General features: G+C 62.2%; 17 protein-coding genes. 9 read left to right on the top strand and 8 right to left on the bottom strand.

Annotation, left to right across the window (positions count from 1 at the left end):
- Positions 1-103: 103 nt before the first annotated feature.
- Positions 104-1507 (top strand): calcium-binding protein, encoded by a 1404-nt coding sequence (locus tag H2O14_RS04285; RefSeq protein ID WP_182826654.1) that lies wholly within the window; start codon positions 104-106, stop codon positions 1505-1507.
- A 61-nt stretch (positions 1508-1568) separates the two neighbouring features.
- Here H2O14_RS04285 and rnd read toward each other — a convergent pair whose 3' ends face one another.
- The 3 genes from rnd to H2O14_RS04270 all read right to left on the bottom strand — a co-directional run bounded on the left by rnd (position 1569) and on the right by H2O14_RS04270 (position 4342).
- The gene (gene rnd, locus H2O14_RS04280) at positions 1569-2729 is read right to left on the bottom strand and encodes a ribonuclease D (protein ID WP_210275409.1); all 1161 of its coding nucleotides are present in this window, start codon (positions 2727-2729) and stop codon (positions 1569-1571) included.
- A gap of 207 nt (positions 2730-2936) precedes the next feature.
- On the bottom strand, positions 2937-3779 hold the full coding sequence (locus tag H2O14_RS04275; protein ID WP_182826653.1) for a hypothetical protein: 843 nt from the start codon (positions 3777-3779) through the stop codon (positions 2937-2939).
- Positions 3776-4342 carry an ABA4-like family protein gene (locus H2O14_RS04270; protein WP_246697288.1) on the bottom strand — a complete coding sequence of 189 codons (567 nt, stop codon included), beginning with the start codon at positions 4340-4342 and terminating at the stop codon, positions 3776-3778. Before H2O14_RS04270 ends, H2O14_RS04275 begins: the two co-directional genes overlap by 4 nt.
- Here H2O14_RS04270 and H2O14_RS04265 point away from each other — a divergent pair.
- Positions 4329-4928, top strand: coding sequence for a TetR/AcrR family transcriptional regulator (locus H2O14_RS04265; protein WP_182826652.1), 600 nt, complete (start codon positions 4329-4331; stop codon positions 4926-4928). The two genes, H2O14_RS04270 and H2O14_RS04265, sit on opposite strands and share 14 nt — an antisense overlap.
- Positions 4929-4965: 37 nt before the next feature.
- Here the strand turns inward: H2O14_RS04265 and H2O14_RS04260 are convergent, their stop codons facing one another.
- Positions 4966-5931, bottom strand: a complete 966-nt coding sequence (locus H2O14_RS04260; RefSeq protein ID WP_182826651.1) for a calcium-binding protein — start codon at positions 5929-5931, stop codon at positions 4966-4968.
- Between the two features lie 208 nt (positions 5932-6139).
- Here H2O14_RS04260 and aspS point away from each other — a divergent pair, with 208 nt between their 5' ends.
- Complete coding sequence (gene aspS / locus H2O14_RS04255; protein WP_182826650.1) at positions 6140-7930, top strand: aspartate--tRNA ligase; 1791 nt, start codon at positions 6140-6142, stop codon at positions 7928-7930.
- Between the two features lie 58 nt (positions 7931-7988).
- Here aspS and H2O14_RS04250 read toward each other — a convergent pair whose 3' ends face one another.
- Together H2O14_RS04250 and H2O14_RS04245 are read right to left on the bottom strand one after the other, a co-directional pair.
- A complete protein-coding gene (locus tag H2O14_RS04250; protein WP_182826649.1) occupies positions 7989-9197 on the bottom strand; it encodes a hypothetical protein in 1209 nt (402 codons plus the stop codon).
- Between the two features lie 251 nt (positions 9198-9448).
- Positions 9449-10075: a hypothetical protein gene (locus H2O14_RS04245; RefSeq protein WP_182826648.1), complete on the bottom strand. Its 627-nt coding sequence runs from the start codon at positions 10073-10075 to the stop codon at positions 9449-9451.
- A gap of 56 nt (positions 10076-10131) precedes the next feature.
- Between H2O14_RS04245 and parC the strand changes: the two genes are divergently transcribed.
- From parC to H2O14_RS04225, 4 genes are all read left to right on the top strand, one after another.
- The gene (parC, locus tag H2O14_RS04240; RefSeq protein ID WP_182826647.1) at positions 10132-12381 is read left to right on the top strand and encodes a DNA topoisomerase IV subunit A; all 2250 of its coding nucleotides are present in this window, start codon (positions 10132-10134) and stop codon (positions 12379-12381) included.
- A 127-nt stretch (positions 12382-12508) separates the two neighbouring features.
- Complete coding sequence (locus H2O14_RS04235) at positions 12509-12976, top strand: RDD family protein (RefSeq protein ID WP_182826646.1); 468 nt, start codon at positions 12509-12511, stop codon at positions 12974-12976.
- Positions 12977-13069: 93 nt separating this feature from the next.
- Positions 13070-13840, top strand: coding sequence for an arginyltransferase (locus tag H2O14_RS04230; RefSeq protein WP_182826645.1), 771 nt, complete (start codon positions 13070-13072; stop codon positions 13838-13840).
- A 5-nt stretch (positions 13841-13845) separates the two neighbouring features.
- On the top strand, positions 13846-14733 hold the full coding sequence (locus H2O14_RS04225; RefSeq protein WP_182826644.1) for a DMT family transporter: 888 nt from the start codon (positions 13846-13848) through the stop codon (positions 14731-14733).
- A gap of 14 nt (positions 14734-14747) precedes the next feature.
- Here H2O14_RS04225 and H2O14_RS04220 read toward each other — a convergent pair whose 3' ends face one another.
- Positions 14748-15440 carry a response regulator transcription factor gene (locus tag H2O14_RS04220; RefSeq protein WP_182826643.1) on the bottom strand — a complete coding sequence of 231 codons (693 nt, stop codon included), beginning with the start codon at positions 15438-15440 and terminating at the stop codon, positions 14748-14750.
- 68 nt (positions 15441-15508) lie between these two features.
- On the opposite strand from H2O14_RS04220, the gene H2O14_RS04215 reads away from it, so the two are divergent.
- Positions 15509-17578: a sensor histidine kinase gene (locus H2O14_RS04215; RefSeq protein ID WP_182826642.1), complete on the top strand. Its 2070-nt coding sequence runs from the start codon at positions 15509-15511 to the stop codon at positions 17576-17578.
- Here the strand turns inward: H2O14_RS04215 and hemB are convergent.
- Positions 17536-18549, bottom strand: coding sequence for a porphobilinogen synthase (hemB, locus tag H2O14_RS04210; RefSeq protein ID WP_182826641.1), 1014 nt, complete (start codon positions 18547-18549; stop codon positions 17536-17538). The two genes, H2O14_RS04215 and hemB, sit on opposite strands and share 43 nt — an antisense overlap.
- Before the next feature lie 150 nt (positions 18550-18699).
- Between hemB and H2O14_RS04205 the strand changes: the two genes are divergently transcribed.
- On the top strand, positions 18700-19122 hold the full coding sequence (locus H2O14_RS04205) for a DUF6163 family protein (RefSeq protein ID WP_182826640.1): 423 nt from the start codon (positions 18700-18702) through the stop codon (positions 19120-19122).
- The last annotated feature ends 153 nt before the right edge of the window (positions 19123-19275 follow it).

Below are 19275 nucleotides of genomic sequence, written 5' to 3'. Positions count from 1 at the left end.
TTCGGCTCGCTTTTTTCAGTTTCGGGTAAGCATGCTTCTGAGCAAAAATCTAACACTTCTAAGCTAGAACCTCCTCATCGGATCAACACCTGAGGGGGCTACAATGATCAAGGTGACTATCGGGGACAAAGCTGGCAATTACGATTTCGATCTGTCCGGCATCGATATGAAGGAGATTTGGGACACCAACGCGCATGTCCCTTCCAAGGTCGAACTGAAAGGCGAATCCAAGGGCGTGATCACCGCCACCATCCTGGTCGAAGAAAAGGGCAAGGAAGCCGACGCCGCGATCGAACTCACGGGAAAGTTCAGCGCTAAAGCGCTCGAGAAGCTCGACAACGACAAGCTTCTGGTCTCCGTCTCGTCCCTGACCTATTACGAGAAGGGCGTCGAAACCTACACGATCTCCGGCCTTGATCTGTCGAGCGCCGACATCAAGAGCAACAAGACGCTGGCCGCCTATCTCAACGGCGAATCCGTCCAGATCGTCGGCAACGACAAGGACAACGAACTGGCCGGAAGCGCCGGCAAGGAAGTCTTCGTCGGCGGCAATGGCGACGACGTCTATTACGTCACATCCAAGGACGGCGTTCAGGAAGAGAAGAACGCAGGCGACGACACGGTCGTCGGTTCCGGCAAACTCGATCTTTCCGACTATAAGAACGTGGAAAACCTCACCGGCGGCAAGTCGAACGACGACTTGACCGGCTCGTCGGGCGCCAACACGCTCGATGCCGGCGCGGGCAACGATACGCTGGACGGCAATGGCGGCAAGGATGTGCTGATCGGCGGATCCGGCGACGACAGCTATTATGTCTCCGGCGGTGAAACCATCAAGGAAGCGGCCGGCAAGAGCGGCGGCGTCGACACAGTGATCGGATCCGGCTCGGTCAGCCTCGCCAAGTTCGACAACATCGAAAACCTCGTCGGCGGACGCAAGGACGACAATCTCACCGGCAACTCCGGCGACAACGTGATCGACGGCGATCGCGGCGCCGACAGAATGTCCGGCGGCGCGGGCGACGACACCTACATCGTCGACAACGCCAAGGACTCCGTGATCGAAACCGAGAAGAAGGGCCATGACACGGTCGAAACGTCGGTCTCCTTCAGCATCGAGAAATTCAAGCTGGTCGAAGACCTCTATCTCGTCGGCAAAGGCGACATCAAGGGCGCCGGCAACGTCGCCGACAACGTGATTGTCGGAAATTCGGGTGACAACGTCATCGAAGGCGGCGAGGGCGACGACGAGCTGAGCGGCGAGGGCGGCGTTGACACATTCGTCTTCAACAAGGGCGACGGCGAAGACGTGATCACCGACTTCGACGCGAAGGGCTCCGACCACGAACAGATCGAAGTCAACGGCTACGGACGGAAGTTCGATTTCGACGATATCGACATGTCTTCCACGAAGAAGGGCGTCGAACTTGAATTCGCCAATGGGGACTCGATCTTCCTCGAAGGCGTGAAGAGCAAGGATATCGACGCCAGCGACTTCCAGTTCTGATCATCAAAAAGCAAAGACGCCGCCGCGATGCCTCGCGGCGGCGTCTTTGCGTCTCGGCCATTCAGTCCGTTGCGAGATCGACCACGTCGACGCTGCGATTGACGAACCGCAACGCCAGCTCTCCACGGATCAATTTAAGCGCCGGCAGACCGAACAGGTCGCGCCTCCAGCCTTTGAGCGCCGCGACATCGGCCTCTTCGCCCTTGGCCGCGATCATGTCGAGATCGTCGGAAGAGGCGATGATCTTCGCCGCCACGCCATGCTTCTCCGCCGTCAGCTTGAGCAGGACTTTGAGGAGCTCGACGGCCGAACCATTGCCTTCGGGCAGGGCCTGCTGCTTGGGCAGCTTCGGCAGATCGGACTTGGGAAGGGCGAGCGCGGCATTCACGGCTCCGAGAATCGCCCCGCCAGTCTGCGAGCGTTCGTAGCCCTTCGGAATGGTCCGCAGCCGTCCCAGCGCCTCGCTGTCCTTCGGCGCCTGCTGGGCGATCTCGAATATCGCCTCGTCTTTGAGGACGCGGCCGCGCGGCACGTCGCGGCTGCGCGCCTCGCGCTCGCGCCAGGCCGCGAGGTTCATGAGGATCTGCAACTCGATGGGCTTGCGAATGCGCATCCTGAGCCGCTGCCAGGCATTGTCGGGATGGAGGTCGTATGTCTCCGGAGATTCGAGGATCGACATCTCTTCCGCCAGCCATTCCGAACGATTTTCGCGCTCGAGCTGACCCTTGAGATGCAGATAGACGTCCTTCAGATGTGTGACGTCGGCGATCGCGTAATCCAGTTGCTTGTCGCTGAGCGGCCGATGGCTCCAGTCGGTGAAGCGCGAGGATTTGTCGAGCTGAACATTGCAGATCTTCTGCACCAGGCTGTCATACGATGCGGAGTCGCCGAAGCCGCAGACCATGGCGGCGACCTGCGTATCGAACAGCGGATGCGGGATCAATCCGCCCCGGTTGTAGATGATTTCGATATCCTGCCGGGCGGCGTGGAATACTTTGGTGACGCCGGAATCAGCCATGAGCCTGAAGAACGGCGCGAGATCGAGACCGGGCGCCAAGGGATCGACGATCGCGTCCAGCTCCGGGCCGGAAAGCTGGATCAGGCAGAGTTGCGGCCAGAAGGTGGTTTCCCGAAGGAATTCCGTGTCTACGGTCACATAATCGCTTTTCGCGAAGGTTTCGCAGGCTTTGGCGAGTTCGGCGCTGTCGGAAATGATGAGCATTTAACGGAAATCCATGAATAATACAGGCGCGACGCAGTGGAAGCAGAGTGTCTATTCACAGCTTCCGGACAGGGAAATCAACCCTTCGGCGACGACGGCGGGCCTCCGTGAACATCTTTGTCCCGAAACGCGCCTGATTTCTCGATGGACATCGAACCGTAGGCCCGCTGTCGCCATGACGGCGTCGTCTCTATCCAGGCGTCGACGTCACGGAAACGGCGCCCCATCGACCGCCTGGACGAAGGTCGCGCCGACGAGCGCGATGCTCGCGAGCAATGTCAGGATGACGCCGATCCGCGCCTGCTTCGGCGCGAAGCGATCCAGCAGCAGGCCGGCGAGGGGAAGCGCCTGCATGATATGCGTGGCGAAGAAATGCGGAACGCGCAGATCGCCGCCCGTGCGCGACCAGCCGAACAGGATAAGGCCGCCGGCATCGCTGCGCACGCCGCCGACCCAGTGACCGGGCCCGTCGATCTGACCGCTGGCGAGAACGAAGGCGGTGACCAGGGTCAGAACCGAGCCCGCCGCCAATCCCCAGCCGGCGCCATATCGCAGCCCCGCTCCGACGTCGGGCCTGGGGCGCCGCAGGATGTAGACGCCGATCACCAGGCAACTCAGCACCAGCAGCGCCGCGCCGACCCCCATGACGCTGTAGGCGGCGGCCTCGAAGGCGGTCTGGTCGTTGAAATGGGATGCTCGTCCGCGCGCGGCTTGCAGGGTGATATAGAGGATCTCCGCCGTCGACGTCAGCGCCGCCGTCGAGGCCGCGATCCGGAAGAACCGGCTTGCCCGGGCGCGGCTTGCGACGATCGGCGCGAGCCATAGGAGCGTCGCCAGGAGCATGATGAGCGATGCCTGGAATTTGAGCGGTTTGATCCAGATGCTGACTCCATTCAGAAGCCTGTCGTCGAAGCCCAGCGCAATCAGGCTGGGCGCGGCCAGAGCCAGTTGCAGGCCGATCGCAAGAGCCAGCGGGCGTCGATAGAGATCGCCCTCGGCGATCGTCTGCGGAAATGTCGGGGCGGACCGAACCATGGAAAAGGACGTCATCTTCTCATTGCCTTGTCGAGGATTGCGGATGTCACCGTCTCGGATCGGCGGACGATCAGGAAAATCAGCAGGCCGATCGGTCCGAACATGAAGGTCGCCAAAAGGATCGGGGCCTGAAAGATGCGGCTCCAGCCCAGGCGATCCGCCTCCGTCGCGATCCAGAGGCCGACGAACAAATCGAACGCCAGATAGTGCATCCAGCCGGCCGTCAGGCCGGCATCGCTCAGGAACAGCGACCTGACTTCGCCGATCGATCCGAAGCCGCTACCCTCGATGCGAAAGAAGTAGACGAAGATCAGTAGAGCGTAGGCCAGCGACAATCCGCTGACCAACCCGCTTCGGATCGCAGTCATGACGATCGGCGCGCGGGGCGCGAGCGTCAGGACGAGCCATCCGGCCATGGCCGCTCCGCTCGCCAGAGAGAACACCATACCGAAATCCATCCGCTCGTCTCCTATCTTGTCACCGCCAAGATTAAGCTTGCGCATGAATCTTGGCGTTGTCAAGATCAGTTTTGACAGGAGCTTGCCGACCGCGCTATGGAGAGCCATGGTCAGGAACAAACGATATCATCATGGCGATCTCCGGCAGACGCTGGTCATTGAGGCGCTCGGCTTGCTGGAGGAGGGAGGGATCGAAGGTCTGTCCCTGCGCAAGATCGCCGCTCGGGCGGGCGTGTCTCACGCCGCCCCCGACCATCATTTCCCCACCCTGCGCCACTTGCTGAACGGGCTTGCAGTCGAGGGATTTCGACGCTTCGGCGCATCGATGCGTTCGGAAATGCAGGCTTCACCGCCTGCGCCGGCGGACCAGTTGCGCGCGGCGACGCGCGGCTATCTGAATTTCGCGGTCGGCCAACCGCATCTGTTTCGCCTGATGTTCAGCGCCGACAGGTTGGATTGGTCGGATGCGGAGCTCGCAGAGGCGGCGACCGGCCCGCGCAGTCTCCTGAGCGACATATGCCGCCCCGTTGCGGTGATCCGGGGAATGGACACGCCGGAGGGCCGCGCGAGCATCGAGCAGCTCGTATGGTCGCAGATCCACGGTTATTCGCATCTCGTGATCGACGGGAAGTTTCCGCTGGGCGAAGAGGGGCCCTGCGAGCCGAGGGCGGCGCTGTTCGACCTCACCGGCCTTCTGTTTCCATAGAGAAACAGCAGCCTTCGGCGCGGGATCGGCGCCCGGATCAAAACAGCTCGAACAGGTCTCTGTCGAGATCGGACTTGTCCATATCCTTAAGAATCATCTGCTCGCCGGACGCCAGCGTCAGGACGAGATCGTCGCCGTCCTCCGTCCTCTTCATCCCCGCATAGAGATAAGAGTCCAGGTAGATCAGATCGTGTTCCGAGCCCACATGGTCGAAATCGGAAATCGTGTCCTTGCCGCCCCCGCTGGCGAATTCGAAAATGTCCTCGCCCGCGCCGCCGGACAGCCTGTCGTTGCCCGTGCCTCCGGAAAGAATGTCGTCGCCGCCGCCGCCGCTCAGCGCATCGGCGCCGTCGCCTCCATCGAGCGCGTCATCGTCGTTTCCGCCGAGCAGCCTGTCATTGCCGGAGTCGCCGTAGAGCGTGTCGTCGCCGTCCTCGCCGGAGATCGCGTCGCCGCCTTCGTAGCCATAGACGGTGTCGCCGCCCGCTCCGCCGTTCAACTGATCGGCGCCGTCATAGCCGTGCAACGTGTCCTTGCCGGCTCCTCCCAAGAGCTTGTCCTTGCCGCCATGGCCGTAGAGCATGTCGTCGCCGGCGCCGCCGTTCAGCGTGTCGTTGCCGAGGAAGCCCCAGACATAGTCTGCTCCGTCGGTGCCCGTCACGATGTCGTCGCCGGACATCAGCCCATGCATGATCCGCTTCATGTCGTTTGACAGATCGAAGGCGTCATAGATCGTCTTGGCTTTGACGGAGACGTCGCTGAACTGATAGAGCGTTTCGCCGTCCGCATCGAGAAATTTCGCGCCGGTGACCGTTCCCTTGACGATGTCGCCTTTGCCGTTCTCTTCGAACTTGGCGCCGGTGAGGATCATCTGCGCGCCGTTCTCATCCTCGAAAACGAGCTTGGTCGAACCGACGGAGTTGAGCTTCAACGACTCTTCGTCATAGAAGTCCGTGAGCGAGGCTCGATCGCCGAGGGCGGAAAAATATGTGACCTTCGCCATGATGGCGCTCCCGTTCCGTTGGTCTCCCGACGAGGCTAGACAGATTCGATCAGGCGCTACAACCTTGCCTGGTCAGTTCGCCATGGCTACCGGCCGCCCATCAGCCTTGACAAATCCGGCGCGTCATGCGCTTGTCCCGCCGGATTCCAAAGCCCGAGAATCCGCGTCTTTCGCGGATTGCCCCAAGACAAGAATGCAGGATCAGACCATGCACCGCTATCGCAGCCACACTTGCGCCGCCCTCCGTAAAACCGACGTCGGATCGACCGTCCGCCTTTCCGGCTGGGTGCATCGTGTCCGCGATCATGGCGGCGTGCTGTTCATCGATCTGCGCGATCACTACGGCATGACCCAGGTCGTGGTCGATCCCGATTCCCCGGCTTTTGCGGCGGCGGAGAAAGTCCGCGGCGAATGGGTCATCCGCATCGACGGGAGCGTCAAGGCGCGGTCGGACGACACCGTCAACAAGAACATGGCCACCGGCGAGATCGAGCTTTACGCGCAGGAGATCGAAGTTCTCTCCGCCGCCAAGGAATTGCCGCTTCCCGTGTTCGGCGAGCTCGAATATCCCGAAGACATCCGCCTGAAATACCGCTTCCTCGACCTGCGCCGCGACACGCTGCACAAGAACATCGTCAAGCGCACCCAGATCATCGCCGACATGCGCGCGCGCATGGCCTCGGCCGGCTTCACCGAATACACCACGCCCATCCTGACCGCCTCGTCGCCGGAAGGGGCGCGCGACTTCCTCGTGCCGAGCCGCATCCATCCCGGCCAGTTCTTCGCCCTGCCGCAGGCGCCGCAGCAGTACAAGCAGCTGTTGATGGTGGCGGGTTTCGACCGCTATTTCCAGATCGCTCCCTGCTTCCGCGACGAAGACCCGCGCGCCGACCGCCTGCCGGGCGAATTCTACCAGCTCGACGTCGAAATGAGCTTCGTGACCCAGGAAGACATCTGGAACACGATGGGTCCGCTGATCACCGAAGTGTTTGAAAAATTCGCCGACGGCAAACCGGTCACCAAGAACTGGCCGCTGATCCCCTATGACGTCGCGATCCGCAAATACGGCTCCGACAAGCCCGATCTGCGCAACCCGATCGAAATGCAAAACGTCACCGAACATTTCGCCGGCTCCGGCTTCAAGGTGTTCGCCAACATGATCGCGTCCAACCCGAAGGTCGAAGTCTGGGCGATCCCGGCCAAGACCGGCGGGTCCCGCGCCTTCTGCGACCGCATGAACGCCTGGGCGCAGTCGCTGGGTCAGCCCGGCCTCGGCTATATCTTCTGGAAGGAAGAAGACGGCAAGACCGCAGGCTCCGGCCCGCTCGCCAAGAATATCGGCGAAGAACGCACCGACGCCGTGCGCGCCCAGCTCGGCCTGGAAGCCGGCGACGCCTGCTTCTTCGTGGCCGGCGAGCCCGCCAAGTTCTACAAATTTGCCGGTGAAGCCCGCACCCGCGCCGGCGAGGAACTCAACCTGGTCGATCGCGACCGCTATGAACTGTGCTGGATCGTCGACTTCCCCTTCTTCGAATGGAGCGAGGAAGACAAGAAGATCGATTTCGCCCACAACCCGTTCTCTATGCCGCAGGGCGGGCTCGAAGCGCTGGAAAGCCAGGATCCGCTCACGATCAAGGCCTATCAGTATGATGCGGTCTGCAACGGTTTCGAAATCGCCTCGGGCTCGATCCGTAACCAGTCGCCGGAACTTATGGTCAAGGCGTTCGAAATGGTCGGGCTCAGCCAGGCGGATGTCGAAGAGCGCTTCGGCGGCATGTATCGCGCCTTCCAGTATGGCGCGCCTCCGCATGGCGGCTGCGCCTTCGGCATCGATCGCGTGGTCATGCTCCTGGTCGGCGCCAAGAACCTGCGCGAAATCACGCTGTTCCCGATGAACCAGCAGGCGCAGGATCTTCTGATGAACGCGCCGTCGGCCGCCACGCCCAAGCAGTTGATGGAACTGTCGCTGCGGGTGATCCCGCCGGCGAAGAAGGACTGATCCTTCGAAATCTCGATGCGGAAAGGGCGCCGGTTTCGGCGCCCTTTCTGTTTGCGGCTTATTCGGCGTTGGCCTTGACCTGGACATTCAGGGTCTTGGCGAGATCGGCGGGATTGCCCATCGCCGCGCCCATGATCTGCGGGACGGGCAGCGGCTGCCCCGGCGTCGCGGAGACCTCGATGCTCTTGGGATCGTCGAGATAGGCGTTGATCGCCGAGGAGATCTGCGCCTGCAGATCCGGAATGTTGAGTTGCGCCAGCATCATCGGCGCCATGCCTTTGAGCGACTGGGCGAACTGCTTGCCGTCGACGCCCTGCTGCTTGCCGGCATAGTCCAGCGCCTTGGCGGTGATGCCGGCGTCTTCGAAGCGGATCGAGGCGCCGTTATAGCTCAACTGCTGCATCAGGCCGAGCATGGCCATGCCCAGCGCCTGCTGGCCGGCTTCCTTGTTCGGGTTCGCCTCGGCGGCCTTCAGGGCTTCCTGCATGTTCTTGACGAAATCGAGCGTATAGCCCGACATCGAGAAGGTGACATCGAGACGGCCGACATTGTCGAAGTCGAAGGCGTATTCCGTCAAGTTCATCTTGCCGTCGGCCAATGTCCAGTCGGCCTTCATGGTGATGTCGCCCGAGATGGTTTCGAGGCCGAGCGCCTTGATCGTGTCCTGCGCCTTGGGATCGGGAGCCGAGGAGGCGTCGATCTTGATGCCGCTGACGGAAGCGTCCATGTCGATCTTGGACTCGTCGTCCGACAGAGTGTAATTCGCCGTCACCTCGTCGAGGCTCGCGACTTCCTTGCCCTTGTCGGTCACCACGACCGCGCCGATATGCACGGTTTCAGGCATCATCAGCGAATCGAGCGAGCCGGGCTCCGCATTGGCTGGAAGGTAGAGACCTTCGAGATAGATGTCCTTGGCGGTGACGCCGCCTTCCTTTTCCTTGACGTCGATATCCGCGAAGCTCGCTTTCTCGATCGTATAATTGCCTTCCTCCTCGGTGACGCCTTCGAGCGTCACGTCGCCGAGAGGCAGCACGGTGTCGTTCGGCTCCTGGGTCGTGGCTGCCGAAACAGTGAGTTTCGCGCCTGTGAGGGTGACGGTGTCGCCATCGACCTCCGTTCCCTCGGCCGAGAGCGTCACGCCATTCGCCGAGGTGAGCTTGTTGAAGTTCGTGACGATTTCCTGACCGTCGAGGGCAAAGGCGTTGTGCGCGAGCGCAGTGAAGGATGCGCCGGCGAGAAGCAGGCCAATGAGGCGTTGGCGGTTCATGAAACTCCCTTTCGTGGTTTGGTCACTAACCGGTCGGCGGAACCGATGGTCCTGGCGTCTGAACGAAGCGGCCGACGGAATTATTCGACTTGCGATGACAAAAGGGCGCTTCCGCGGCAAAGGCGCGAAGCGGCTCTTAAATCCCGGCAACGCCGTTGACGCCGAGGTTAATGCGCAGGCGCCCAAATAGGAAGATCTAAAATGATGCGGCGGACGATCCCCGAGTATCGGCCCGCCGCCCGGATATGGCTTCATTCCACCGTGATGTTGATGAACATCGCGCGGCTGTTATAGACCTGGGTCAGCGGAATTTCGGTCTTGCCGATGCCGACGCGGGCATAGTCTTTGCCGCGATAGCCCTTGTCCGGCGTGTAGAAGATCGCCGTGCCGTAAACCGGCCGACCCTTGCAGTTCTTGGGAACGTCGGTCAGGTTCAGCTTCATCCATTTGGAAAAGATCTTGCCGTGCTTGGGCTCGGTCAGCACCTTGAACGTGGGCTTGCTGCCGAAGGCGCAATTCAATTCGGAATAGACGTAGAAGAAGGTGAGGCCCGACGTCTTATTGGCCGGAACCTTGTAATCCTCGGCCTGGGCGGCAAAACCCGCGGCGATGAAAGTGGCCGCGGCAAGGACGGTTTTAATTAAGCGACGCATAACTGCTCCATGAATGATCGATGCGATGCCGATCGTCGTCATGCGTCCGTGTGAAAAACCCGTCACGGATTCCGGCGGCGTTCGAACATCATCGAAAGCACCGCTTCCGACGAGGGGCAGGATTAGTCGTCGGAGCGGAAAATTGCAACCAGAGAGGCACGAGATCGATCGTTCGAATACATTAGGCGTTGCTTTATTTCTGGGCGTCGCCTGGCCGCTGTCCACAGCCCAATCGCCTGCGCTTCTTGCTCCTGCCGCCTTATCCGGTCTAGACAGAAGCCATGGGTAAAAGCGATTTGCCGCCGGGCGGCGGGGACGACATTCAGCCGATCGATTTGCGGACAGCGCTGGAAGAGCGCTATCTCGCCTACGCCTTGTCGACCATCATGCACCGCGCGCTGCCCGACGTGCGCGACGGCCTCAAGCCCGTGCATCGCCGCATCATCCACGCCATGAGCGAAATGGGCGTGCGCCCCAACACCGCCTATAAAAAATGCGCCCGCATCGTCGGCGACGTCATGGGTAAATTCCATCCGCACGGCGACCAGGCGATCTATGACGCGATGGTGCGCCTGGCGCAGGATTTCGCCATCCGTTATCCCATCGTCGACGGCCAGGGCAATTTCGGCAATATCGACGGCGATAATCCCGCCGCCATGCGCTACACCGAAGCCCGCATGACCGATGTCGCCGCGCTGTTGCTCGAAGGCATCGGCGAGGACGCGGTCGATTTTCGTCCGACCTACAACGAGGAAGACGAAGAGCCGATCGTTCTTCCCGGCGCCTTCCCGAACCTGCTGGCCAACGGCTCCTCCGGCATCGCGGTCGGCATGGCGACGAATATTCCGCCGCACAATGTTCACGAGATCTGCGACGCGGCCCTGCATCTGATCAAGAATCCGGAGGCCACCGTCGCCGATCTGGTCGAATTGATGCCCGGACCCGACCTGCCGACCGGCGGCACCATCATCGAAAGCCGGGCCAGTATTCTCGACGCCTATGAGACGGGCAGGGGCGGTTTCCGCGTCCGCGCCAAGTGGAGCCAGGAAGATCTGGGGCGCGGCGGCTACCAGATCGTCATCACCGAAATTCCCTATCAGGTGCAGAAGTCGCGGTTGATCGAAAAGATCGCCGAACTGCTGATCGCCCGCAAACTGCCGCTTCTGGAAGATGTCCGCGACGAATCCGCGGAGGACGTGCGGATCGTGCTCGTGCCCAAGAGCCGGACGGTCGATGCGTCGCTGCTGATGGAATCGATGTTCCGGCTGACCGAACTCGAAAGCCGCGTGTCGTTGAACATGAACGTGCTGTCCATGGGCAAGGTGCCCAGGGTCATGTCGCTCAAGGACGTGCTGACCGAATGGCTCGCCCATCGCCGCGAAGTGCTGGTGCGGCGCTCACGCCATCGCCTGGCCGAGATCGAGCGCCGGCTGGAAGTGCTGGGCGGCTACCTGATCGCCTATCTCAATCTCGACGAGGTGATCCGCATCATCCGCGAGGAGGACGAGCCGAAGGCCGTTCTGATGTCGACTTTCAGCCTGACCGATCTGCAGGCGGAATCGATCCTCAACATGCGGCTGCGTTCGCTGCGCAAGCTCGAGGAATTCGAGATCCGCAAGGAGTTCGACGGGCTGACGGCCGAGAAGGCCGGCATCGAGGCGCTGCTGGCTTCCGAAGAGAAGCAATGGCAGACGGTCGCCTGGGATATCGGCGAGGTAAAGAAGAAATTCGCCAAGGCCACCCCGCTCGGCCGCCGCCGCACCGATTTCGCCGACGCGCCCTCGACCGATCTGGAAGCCATCGAACAGGCCCTGATCGAGAAGGAGCCGGTCACCGTCGTCGTCTCGGAAAAAGGCTGGATTCGAGCGCTCAAGGGCCATCTCGGCGATTTCTCGACGCTGCAGTTCAAGGAGGGCGACAGTCTCAAGATCGCCTTCCACGCCCAGACGACGGACAAGGTCATCGTCTTCACCACCGGCGGCAAGGCCTTCACGCTGGGGGCCGACAAACTGCCGGGCGGCCGCGGCCATGGCGAGCCGCTGCGCATCATGATCGACATGGAAAACGATCAGGACGTGCTGACCGCCTTCGTGCTGGATTCCGCGCGCAAGCTGATCGTCTCGTCGGTTCAGGGCTACGGTTTCCTGGTCAACGAGTCCGAACTCGTCGCCAACACCCGCAAGGGCAAGCAGATCCTCAACGTCGCCATGCCGGACGAGGCGAAACTCGTGGTGCACGCCAAGGGCGACCATGTCGCCATCGTCGGCGAAAATCGCAAGATGCTGGTGTTCCCGATCAGTCAACTGCCGGAAATGACCCGCGGCAAGGGCGTTCGTCTGCAGCGCTACAAGGACGGCGGCGTCTCCGACATCAGGGTGTTCGACATCGAGGCCGGCCTCACCTGGGACGACAGCGCCGGCCGCAACTTCATCCGCAAAAAGGACGAGCTGGCCGAATGGTTGGCCGACCGCGCCACCGCCGGCCGCACCGTTCCCAAGGGTTTCCCGAGATCGGGCAAATTCTCCGGCTGAGCCTCGATCACGAACGCGGCCGGTCTTTCGGTCGCCGGAGGAAATCGATGCCGGACCGATCCGCAGGTCCTTGCCGGCGCGGATCTGATCGCCCATATCAGCGGCAACGCTAAAAAGGACCGCTTTCATGACCAACGCCCTCGACCGAGACTATGCCACCGCCGCCCTGGATGGCGTGTTGAGCCGGCGCATGCTGGCTTTCGTGGTCGACTATGCGCTGATCTGCCTCTTGCTGCTGCCGGCGGCGGTGCTGGTGTTCATCCTCGGCGTGCTGACGCTGGGCCTCGCCTTCTACCTTTTTCCGGTGTTGTTCTTCGTCGTCGCCGGCCTGTATTTCGCCCTGTCGCTGTCCTCGCGCGCCCAGGCGACGCCGGGCATGAGGGTGATGGACCTCACGCTTGTCAGCGACAGCGGCAACCGCATCGATTTCACGACCGGTCTCCTGCATGTCGTCCTGTTCTGGGTGTTGAACTCGTTCCTGACGCCGCTCATCCTGCTGGTGGGCCTCTTCACCAACCGCAAGCGCCTGCTGCACGACATCGCGCTCGGCACTGTTCTGGTGCGGGCGAGCCGCCTGGGCGGGCCCCGATACTGAGGGCGGGAACGTCCCGCGACGATTGCGCTTTTACAAGCCGGCGAACTGATCTATCTTCTGCGCCGGAGCAAATGGTGAGAATCTTCACGCAGTATGAACACGCAGGCGCATCCATCCCCGCAGTTCTTCATGACGGCGCCTGCCTCATGCCCTTATCTGCAGGGGCAGGTCGAGCGGAAGGTGTTCACGCATCTGGTCGGCCAGCGCGCGCCGGAGATGAACGACATCCTCACCCAGGGCGGCTTTCGCCGGTCTCAAAACATCGCCTATCGTCCGGCCTGCGAAAGCTGCAGGGCCTGCGTTTCGGTTCGCATCCTCGCCGACGAATTCCGTCCGACCCGCTCGATGCGCCGGGTGCTCGCGGGCAATGACGATCTCGTCGGTCGGGAATATCCCGCCGAACCGTCGACCGAGCAGTTTTCTCTGTTTCGCAAATATCTCGACAGCCGCCACACCCAGGGCGGCATGTCCGACATGTCGGTGCTCGACTACGCGATGATGGTCGAAGATTCGCATGTCCACACCAAGATCATCGAATACCGGCTGAGGACCGAAGGCGACGGCTGGCGTTCGCCGCCATCGGGCCAATTGGTGGCGGTCGCGCTCACCGACATGATGGCCGACGGCGTGTCGATGGTCTACTCGTTCTACGATCCCGATCTCGAGCCGCGATCGCTGGGGACCTTCATGATTCTCGATCACGTCAGGCGGACGCAGGCCAAGGGGCTGCCGCATGTCTATCTCGGCTATTGGGTCCAGGGTTCGCGCAAGATGGCCTATAAGACACGCTTCCTGCCGCAGGAACACCTTCTTAATCAGGGCTGGACGCTGTACGAGCCTCCTGCGTCCAACGAAGCCCGGTAGAATCCATGCCATTTCAATCGCTGAGCCCGCACGCCAAAGGCGTGATCATTACTTTTCTCGGCGGGTTGGCTCTGTCCTTCGACATCCCCATTCTGCGGCTGTCTGAAGGCGGCGTCTGGGCGCTGCTGTTCGTCCGCAGTATTCTGACCGTGCTGGTTGCGGTCATCGTCTGGTCGGTGATCCGGGCCAGGCGCGGCGTCGGCCCCACATTGTTTCACGACTGGCGCGGCGTGCTCGTGGCGGGTCTCTACGGCTTGTCGACGATCTTCTTTCTTTTGTCGGTATTCAACACGTCAACGGCGAACGTGGCGTTCATCCTCGCCTTCAACCCGATGTTCGGCGCGCTCCTGTCCTGGATCTTCCTGCGCGAGCGGCCCGACGCGTCGACCTGGGCGGCGATGGCGGCGATGACCCTGGGCGTGGTGATCATCGTCGGCGACGGGCTGGAAAGCGGCCATCTCTTCGGCGATCTCATGGCGGCGCTGTCGGCGCTGTCGATCGCGGGCGCCTTGACAGTCAGCCGCGCCAGTCGCCTCGATTTCGGATTTACGCCGCTGGCCGCCGCGATCATTCCCGCCATCGTCGGCGCCGCAGTCTCCATGAAAGTGGGCTTCACCATCGAACATCCCGGCTGGATCATCTTCAACGGATTGATCCTGACGCCCTTCGCCTTCTGGGCGCTGGCGACCGGTCCGCGCTATCTGTCGGCGGCGGAGTCGGGCATGTTCTATCTCCTGGAAACCGTGCTGGCCCCGGTCTGGGTCTGGCTCATCTTCCTGGAAACGCCCACGACGGCCACGCTGGTCGGCGGCGCGATCATTCTCGCGGCGCTCGCAGCCCATTCCATTGCCTCTATCCTCCGTCAGAAGCCTGCTTCGATCCATGCGCCCTGAGGAGGCGGCTCCGATCAGGTGGTGAGGATCGTCCCGGCGAAAACGAAGCCGGCGCTCTGGACGGTCTGCAGGGGCAGCGTCATTCCGCATTCGGCCTGCACCTTCGAGCGAAGCCGGCTGATCGCCGCGTCCAGCGCGCGACTGTCCGGATCGATCGCGCCCTTGCTGACGAAGTGCATCAGTTCCGCCCGAGGCACGATCGCGCCCGCCTGAGCCGAGACCATTTCCATCACCCGCATCTCGTTGCGCGTCAGATCGACCCGCTTGCCCGACGGCGCCGACAGCTGGAAATCGGTGAGACTGAGCCGCCAGGCCGCGCCGCCCGAAGACGACGGAGACTCCGTCTTTCGGCGTTTTTTCGAAAGCGCCACAACGGCGGCGGCGAGTTCTTCGCAGTCCACAGGCTTGACCATGTAGAGATCGGCGCCGGATCTGTAGCCGCGCACCCGATCCTCGACCGCCCCCTGCACCGTCATGATGATGATGGCCGCGTTGCTGGTTTCAGACAGATGCGCGGCGACCGACAGTCCGTCGTAATGCGGAAGGTTGACGTCGAGGATCACGACGTCGAAGTTGTCTCGCGCGAGCGTTTGGTAAAATTCGATGGCATTGCCCACGCCCTGCGCGTCATGACCGCATTCGCAGAGATAGTCGACCAGGCTGTCGCGCAGCTCGATGTCGTCTTCCACGATCATGACTTTTGCCATAACAATATCCGGGAAATGATTGCGATAACCCTAAAATTTACAGATAAATTCTGGGGGCGTAATAATCAATGAAATTTGCGAACTGTCTTGCCGGAAGCCTGGCGGCCCTGCTGATTTACGCATCCGCCGCATTCGCCGCCGAAACCTTGACCATCGACAAGCAGTTCACCCAGCTGTCGATCGATCACGACATGCAATTCCTGGTCGATCCGTCGCACGGGCTGACGCCCGCGGATCTGGAAAGGCCCGAAATCGCCGCTCGCTTCAGGCCGGCGGGCGGCGGGCTGGCGCTCGGCTATCGCAACGACACGATCTGGGTCCGCATCCTGCTCGACAACCGCGACCTGACGCCGCGAAAGCTCTTTCTCGAGCTCAAGCCGATGGTGCTCAACGATGTGGAGGTGTTCACGCCGAATCCGGGTTGGACGGCGCGAAATCGAGATTTTGCTTCCGTGATGCTCGGCGATCATCATCCGAGGCGGCTGCGACCGGTTGTCGCCACCAGCCATATCGTGCCGCTGACCGCGCCGGTCGGCGCGAGCGAAATCCTCGTTCGCGTCCGCACCAGCAGTTCGCTCGCTGTGACCGGCTGGCTGCGCACGGCCGAAACCATGATCCAGCAGGCGGCTTTCGACGCCGCCAGGTTTGCCGCCTTCGAAGCGTTGCTGGTCTTTTCGGGCGTGGCGAACCTGCTGATCTGGCGCGGTCTGAGAGAGACGCTGTTCCTGCAATACGCCGTGGCGCTCCTGGCTCTGGCGGTCAACGAGTTCTGCTACAAGGGCCTCCTGTTCGAGGACTGGGTCGTCGGCGGAGGCGTGGTCGTCGATGCGATCGGCGGCGCCTCGAGCAGCGTCTGCCTGGGCATGGCGAGCCTTTTCGTTCGTGGCCAGACAAGGGCGGCGAAACACTTCCCCTGGCTCGCCAAAGCCCTGCTATTTTCGGCGCTCCTGTCGGTCTTCACCTTCTTCCTCACCGTGATCGATCTCTACCAGATGATCGCGCCGCTGGTGATGGTCTCCGCCGTCATCGTCTTCGCCGCCGGCTTCTTCGGCAACGCCTGGCTGGCCTTCAAGCGCGAACCGGGCGCAGGGATCGCCACATCGGCGTTCGGGGCGCTGCTGATCGGCATGATGGTGGTGACGCTACGGCTGACCGCATTGTCCACCTATACGCACTGGTCCGACTACGCTTTCGAGATCGCGGTTCTGTTCTTCATTCTCTACATGCAGTTGTCGCTGGCGCGCCGCACCCGGCAGGCCGAAAGCGATCACGCCGTCGCCCAGGCCAGAGCGCTCGACGTCGCCCGCGCCGCTGAGAAAACCGCGGTCGAACTGGTGGAGCGGCGAACTGCCGAGTTGCGCCTGGCCAAGGAGGAAGCGGAAACGGCTCTGAAGGCGGAGCGTGACGCGCAAGCCGAGCAGGTCCGATTTCTCGACGTGATCTCGCATCAATACCGCACGCCGCTCGCGGTCGTCTCCAGCAGCGTCGCCTCGATCGCCCGCGGTCTGTCTCCCGACGACGTCGGCAATCGACAACGGATCGAACGCATCAAACGCGCGATCGGACGACTGGTGGAGCTGATCGACGTCAGCCTGCATCGCAGCCGGATAGACGGCGCCTCGGCGCTACCGCGCTTCAAACGTCAGGATTACGCCAGGGCGATGGACGCCTTGTTTTCCATGCTGCGCGACACCTTTCCTGATCGTCGGATCCGCTACGAGCGCCGGGAGGCGGAGCGGGATCTGGAAATCGTCGTAGACGCCGATCTTCTCGCCATGGCGCTCGCCAACCTCGTCGAGAACGCGCTGAAATTTTCACCGCCGGGGGCGCCGGTGGATGTCGATGCGGAGATATCCGGCGCGATGCTCAGCCTGAGGGTGACCGATTGGGGCATCGGCGTGCCCGAGGCAGAACGGCATCTGCTCACGGAGAAGTATTTCCGCGCCTCCAACAGCGCCAATACGCAAGGCATGGGACTGGGCCTGCATATCTGCGCCACCATCGCCCGTCGCCACGGCGGCGCCTTGACGCTGTCCGACCATGCGGACGGCGGCGCCGTCGCCTTGCTGAATCTGCCCGTCGTCTGCCGCTCCGATCAGGATTTCGCGAGAATCCGCGCCGCATCCACGGCGAAATAGGTGAGGACGCCGTCGCAACCGGCGCGCTTGAAGCACAACAGCTGTTCCATCATCACCCGCTCGCCGTCGATCCAGCCATTGGCGGCGGCGGCCTTGACCATCGTATATTCGCCGGAGACCTGATAGGCGTAGACCGGCAGACCGAAGGCTTCCTTGATCCGCCAGCAGATGTCGAGATAGGGCAGGCCCGGCTTGACCATCAGCATGTCGGCGCCTTCCTCCACATCGAGGGCCGCGTCGCGCAGGGCTTCGGCGCCGTTGGCTGGGTCGATGTAATAGGTCTTCTTGTCGCCCTTCAGCAGGCCGGCGGTGGAGATCGCCTCGCGATAGGGGCCGTAATGGCCCGAAGCGAATTTCGTGGCATAGGACATGATGCCGACATTCTGATGGCCGGCGGCGTCGAGACCCTTGCGGATGGCGCCGATGCGGCCGTCCATCATGTCCGACGGCGCGATGATGTCGGAACCGGCGTCGGCCTGGGCGACGGCCGCCTTGACGATCTGGTCGACCGTCTCGTCATTGACGATTTCCCCGTCGCGCAGGATGCCGTCATGGCCGTGGCTGGTGAAGGGATCGAGCGCGACGTCGGTGATGACGCCGATATTGCCGACCTTCGCCTTGATGGCTTCTGTGGCGCGGTTGATGAGGTTGTTGGCGTTGAGCGCTTCCGAACCGTGATCGTCGCGCAGGTCGAGATCGATATTGGGGAAGGTGGCCAGCGCGGGAATGCCGAGATCGGCAGCCATCTGCGCCGCCTCCACCGCCTTGTCGACGCTCAGGCGGTTGACGCCGGGCATGGCCGCGATCGGTTCGACGATATTGGCGCCCTCGACCAGAAAGATGGGCCAGATCAGATCGTCCACCGTCAGGCGATTCTCCTGGGTCAGCCGTCGCGACCAGTCGGCCTTGCGGTTGCGGCGCATGCGCCGATGTCCGGTGATGTGGTCGACGAGGTGGGTCTTGTCGGTCATGGCGGCGCCTCTCAAATCTCCGTTTGCAGGCGGGTTAGCACGAAGACAGGCCGGGCGCAAAGCGAGGACGCAGTCTCGTCTGCGGCGCATCGTCCGCGGCGTTCGAGCCGAACGCTGGCCTTTCCCCGCGGCATCGTCTAATTGTGGGACATGACCGATCTGCCGATACAAGCGCCCCGGCCGCCGCTGCCGGACCTCTTGATGACCATCTTTCTCAGGCTCGTGGCGCTGGGAACTCTGTGGTTCGCTCTGATGATCTGGGCGGATCTCATCGGCTATCACCATGGCGGGGCGGGGCGGTTCGATCTGCTCGACGCCGACATGAAGGCGGCGCGCGGCACGCTCGCCGTGCTCTATCCGGTGGCCGCCGTCGGCCTCTGGCTGCGCGGCGCCTGGGGTCCGGTCATCTGGGGCGTCGCTGCGATCATGGAGATCGGCCTCCAGCAGGCGATGCCGGGAACCTTCGAGATCGACCCGCTGAAAGTGGCGCTGGTGTCGCTGATCGCGCTGATCTACCTGCTCTTGCGGCTGTGGACGCTGCTGACGAAGCCGCCCGTGAACGAGGCGCGCTGAACGCGCTTCGGTAAGCTGATGTTCACCTTGAAACAGGCAAACGTAAACATAACCGGCCGTTAAGCATGTGATTTAAGTAGAATTTTATCGGTGCTCGCTAAGTTGGCGACATAAGGCGGGATCAAAAAAACAAGAACCGCCGGCAAACAGCGA

This window comes from Rhizobium sp. G21, from assembly GCF_014158035.1.
Classification (GTDB): domain Bacteria; phylum Pseudomonadota; class Alphaproteobacteria; order Rhizobiales; family Rhizobiaceae; genus Rhizobium_E.
Note: the sequence above shows the minus strand (reverse complement) of the source record. Positions and strands in the feature narration are given on the sequence as shown.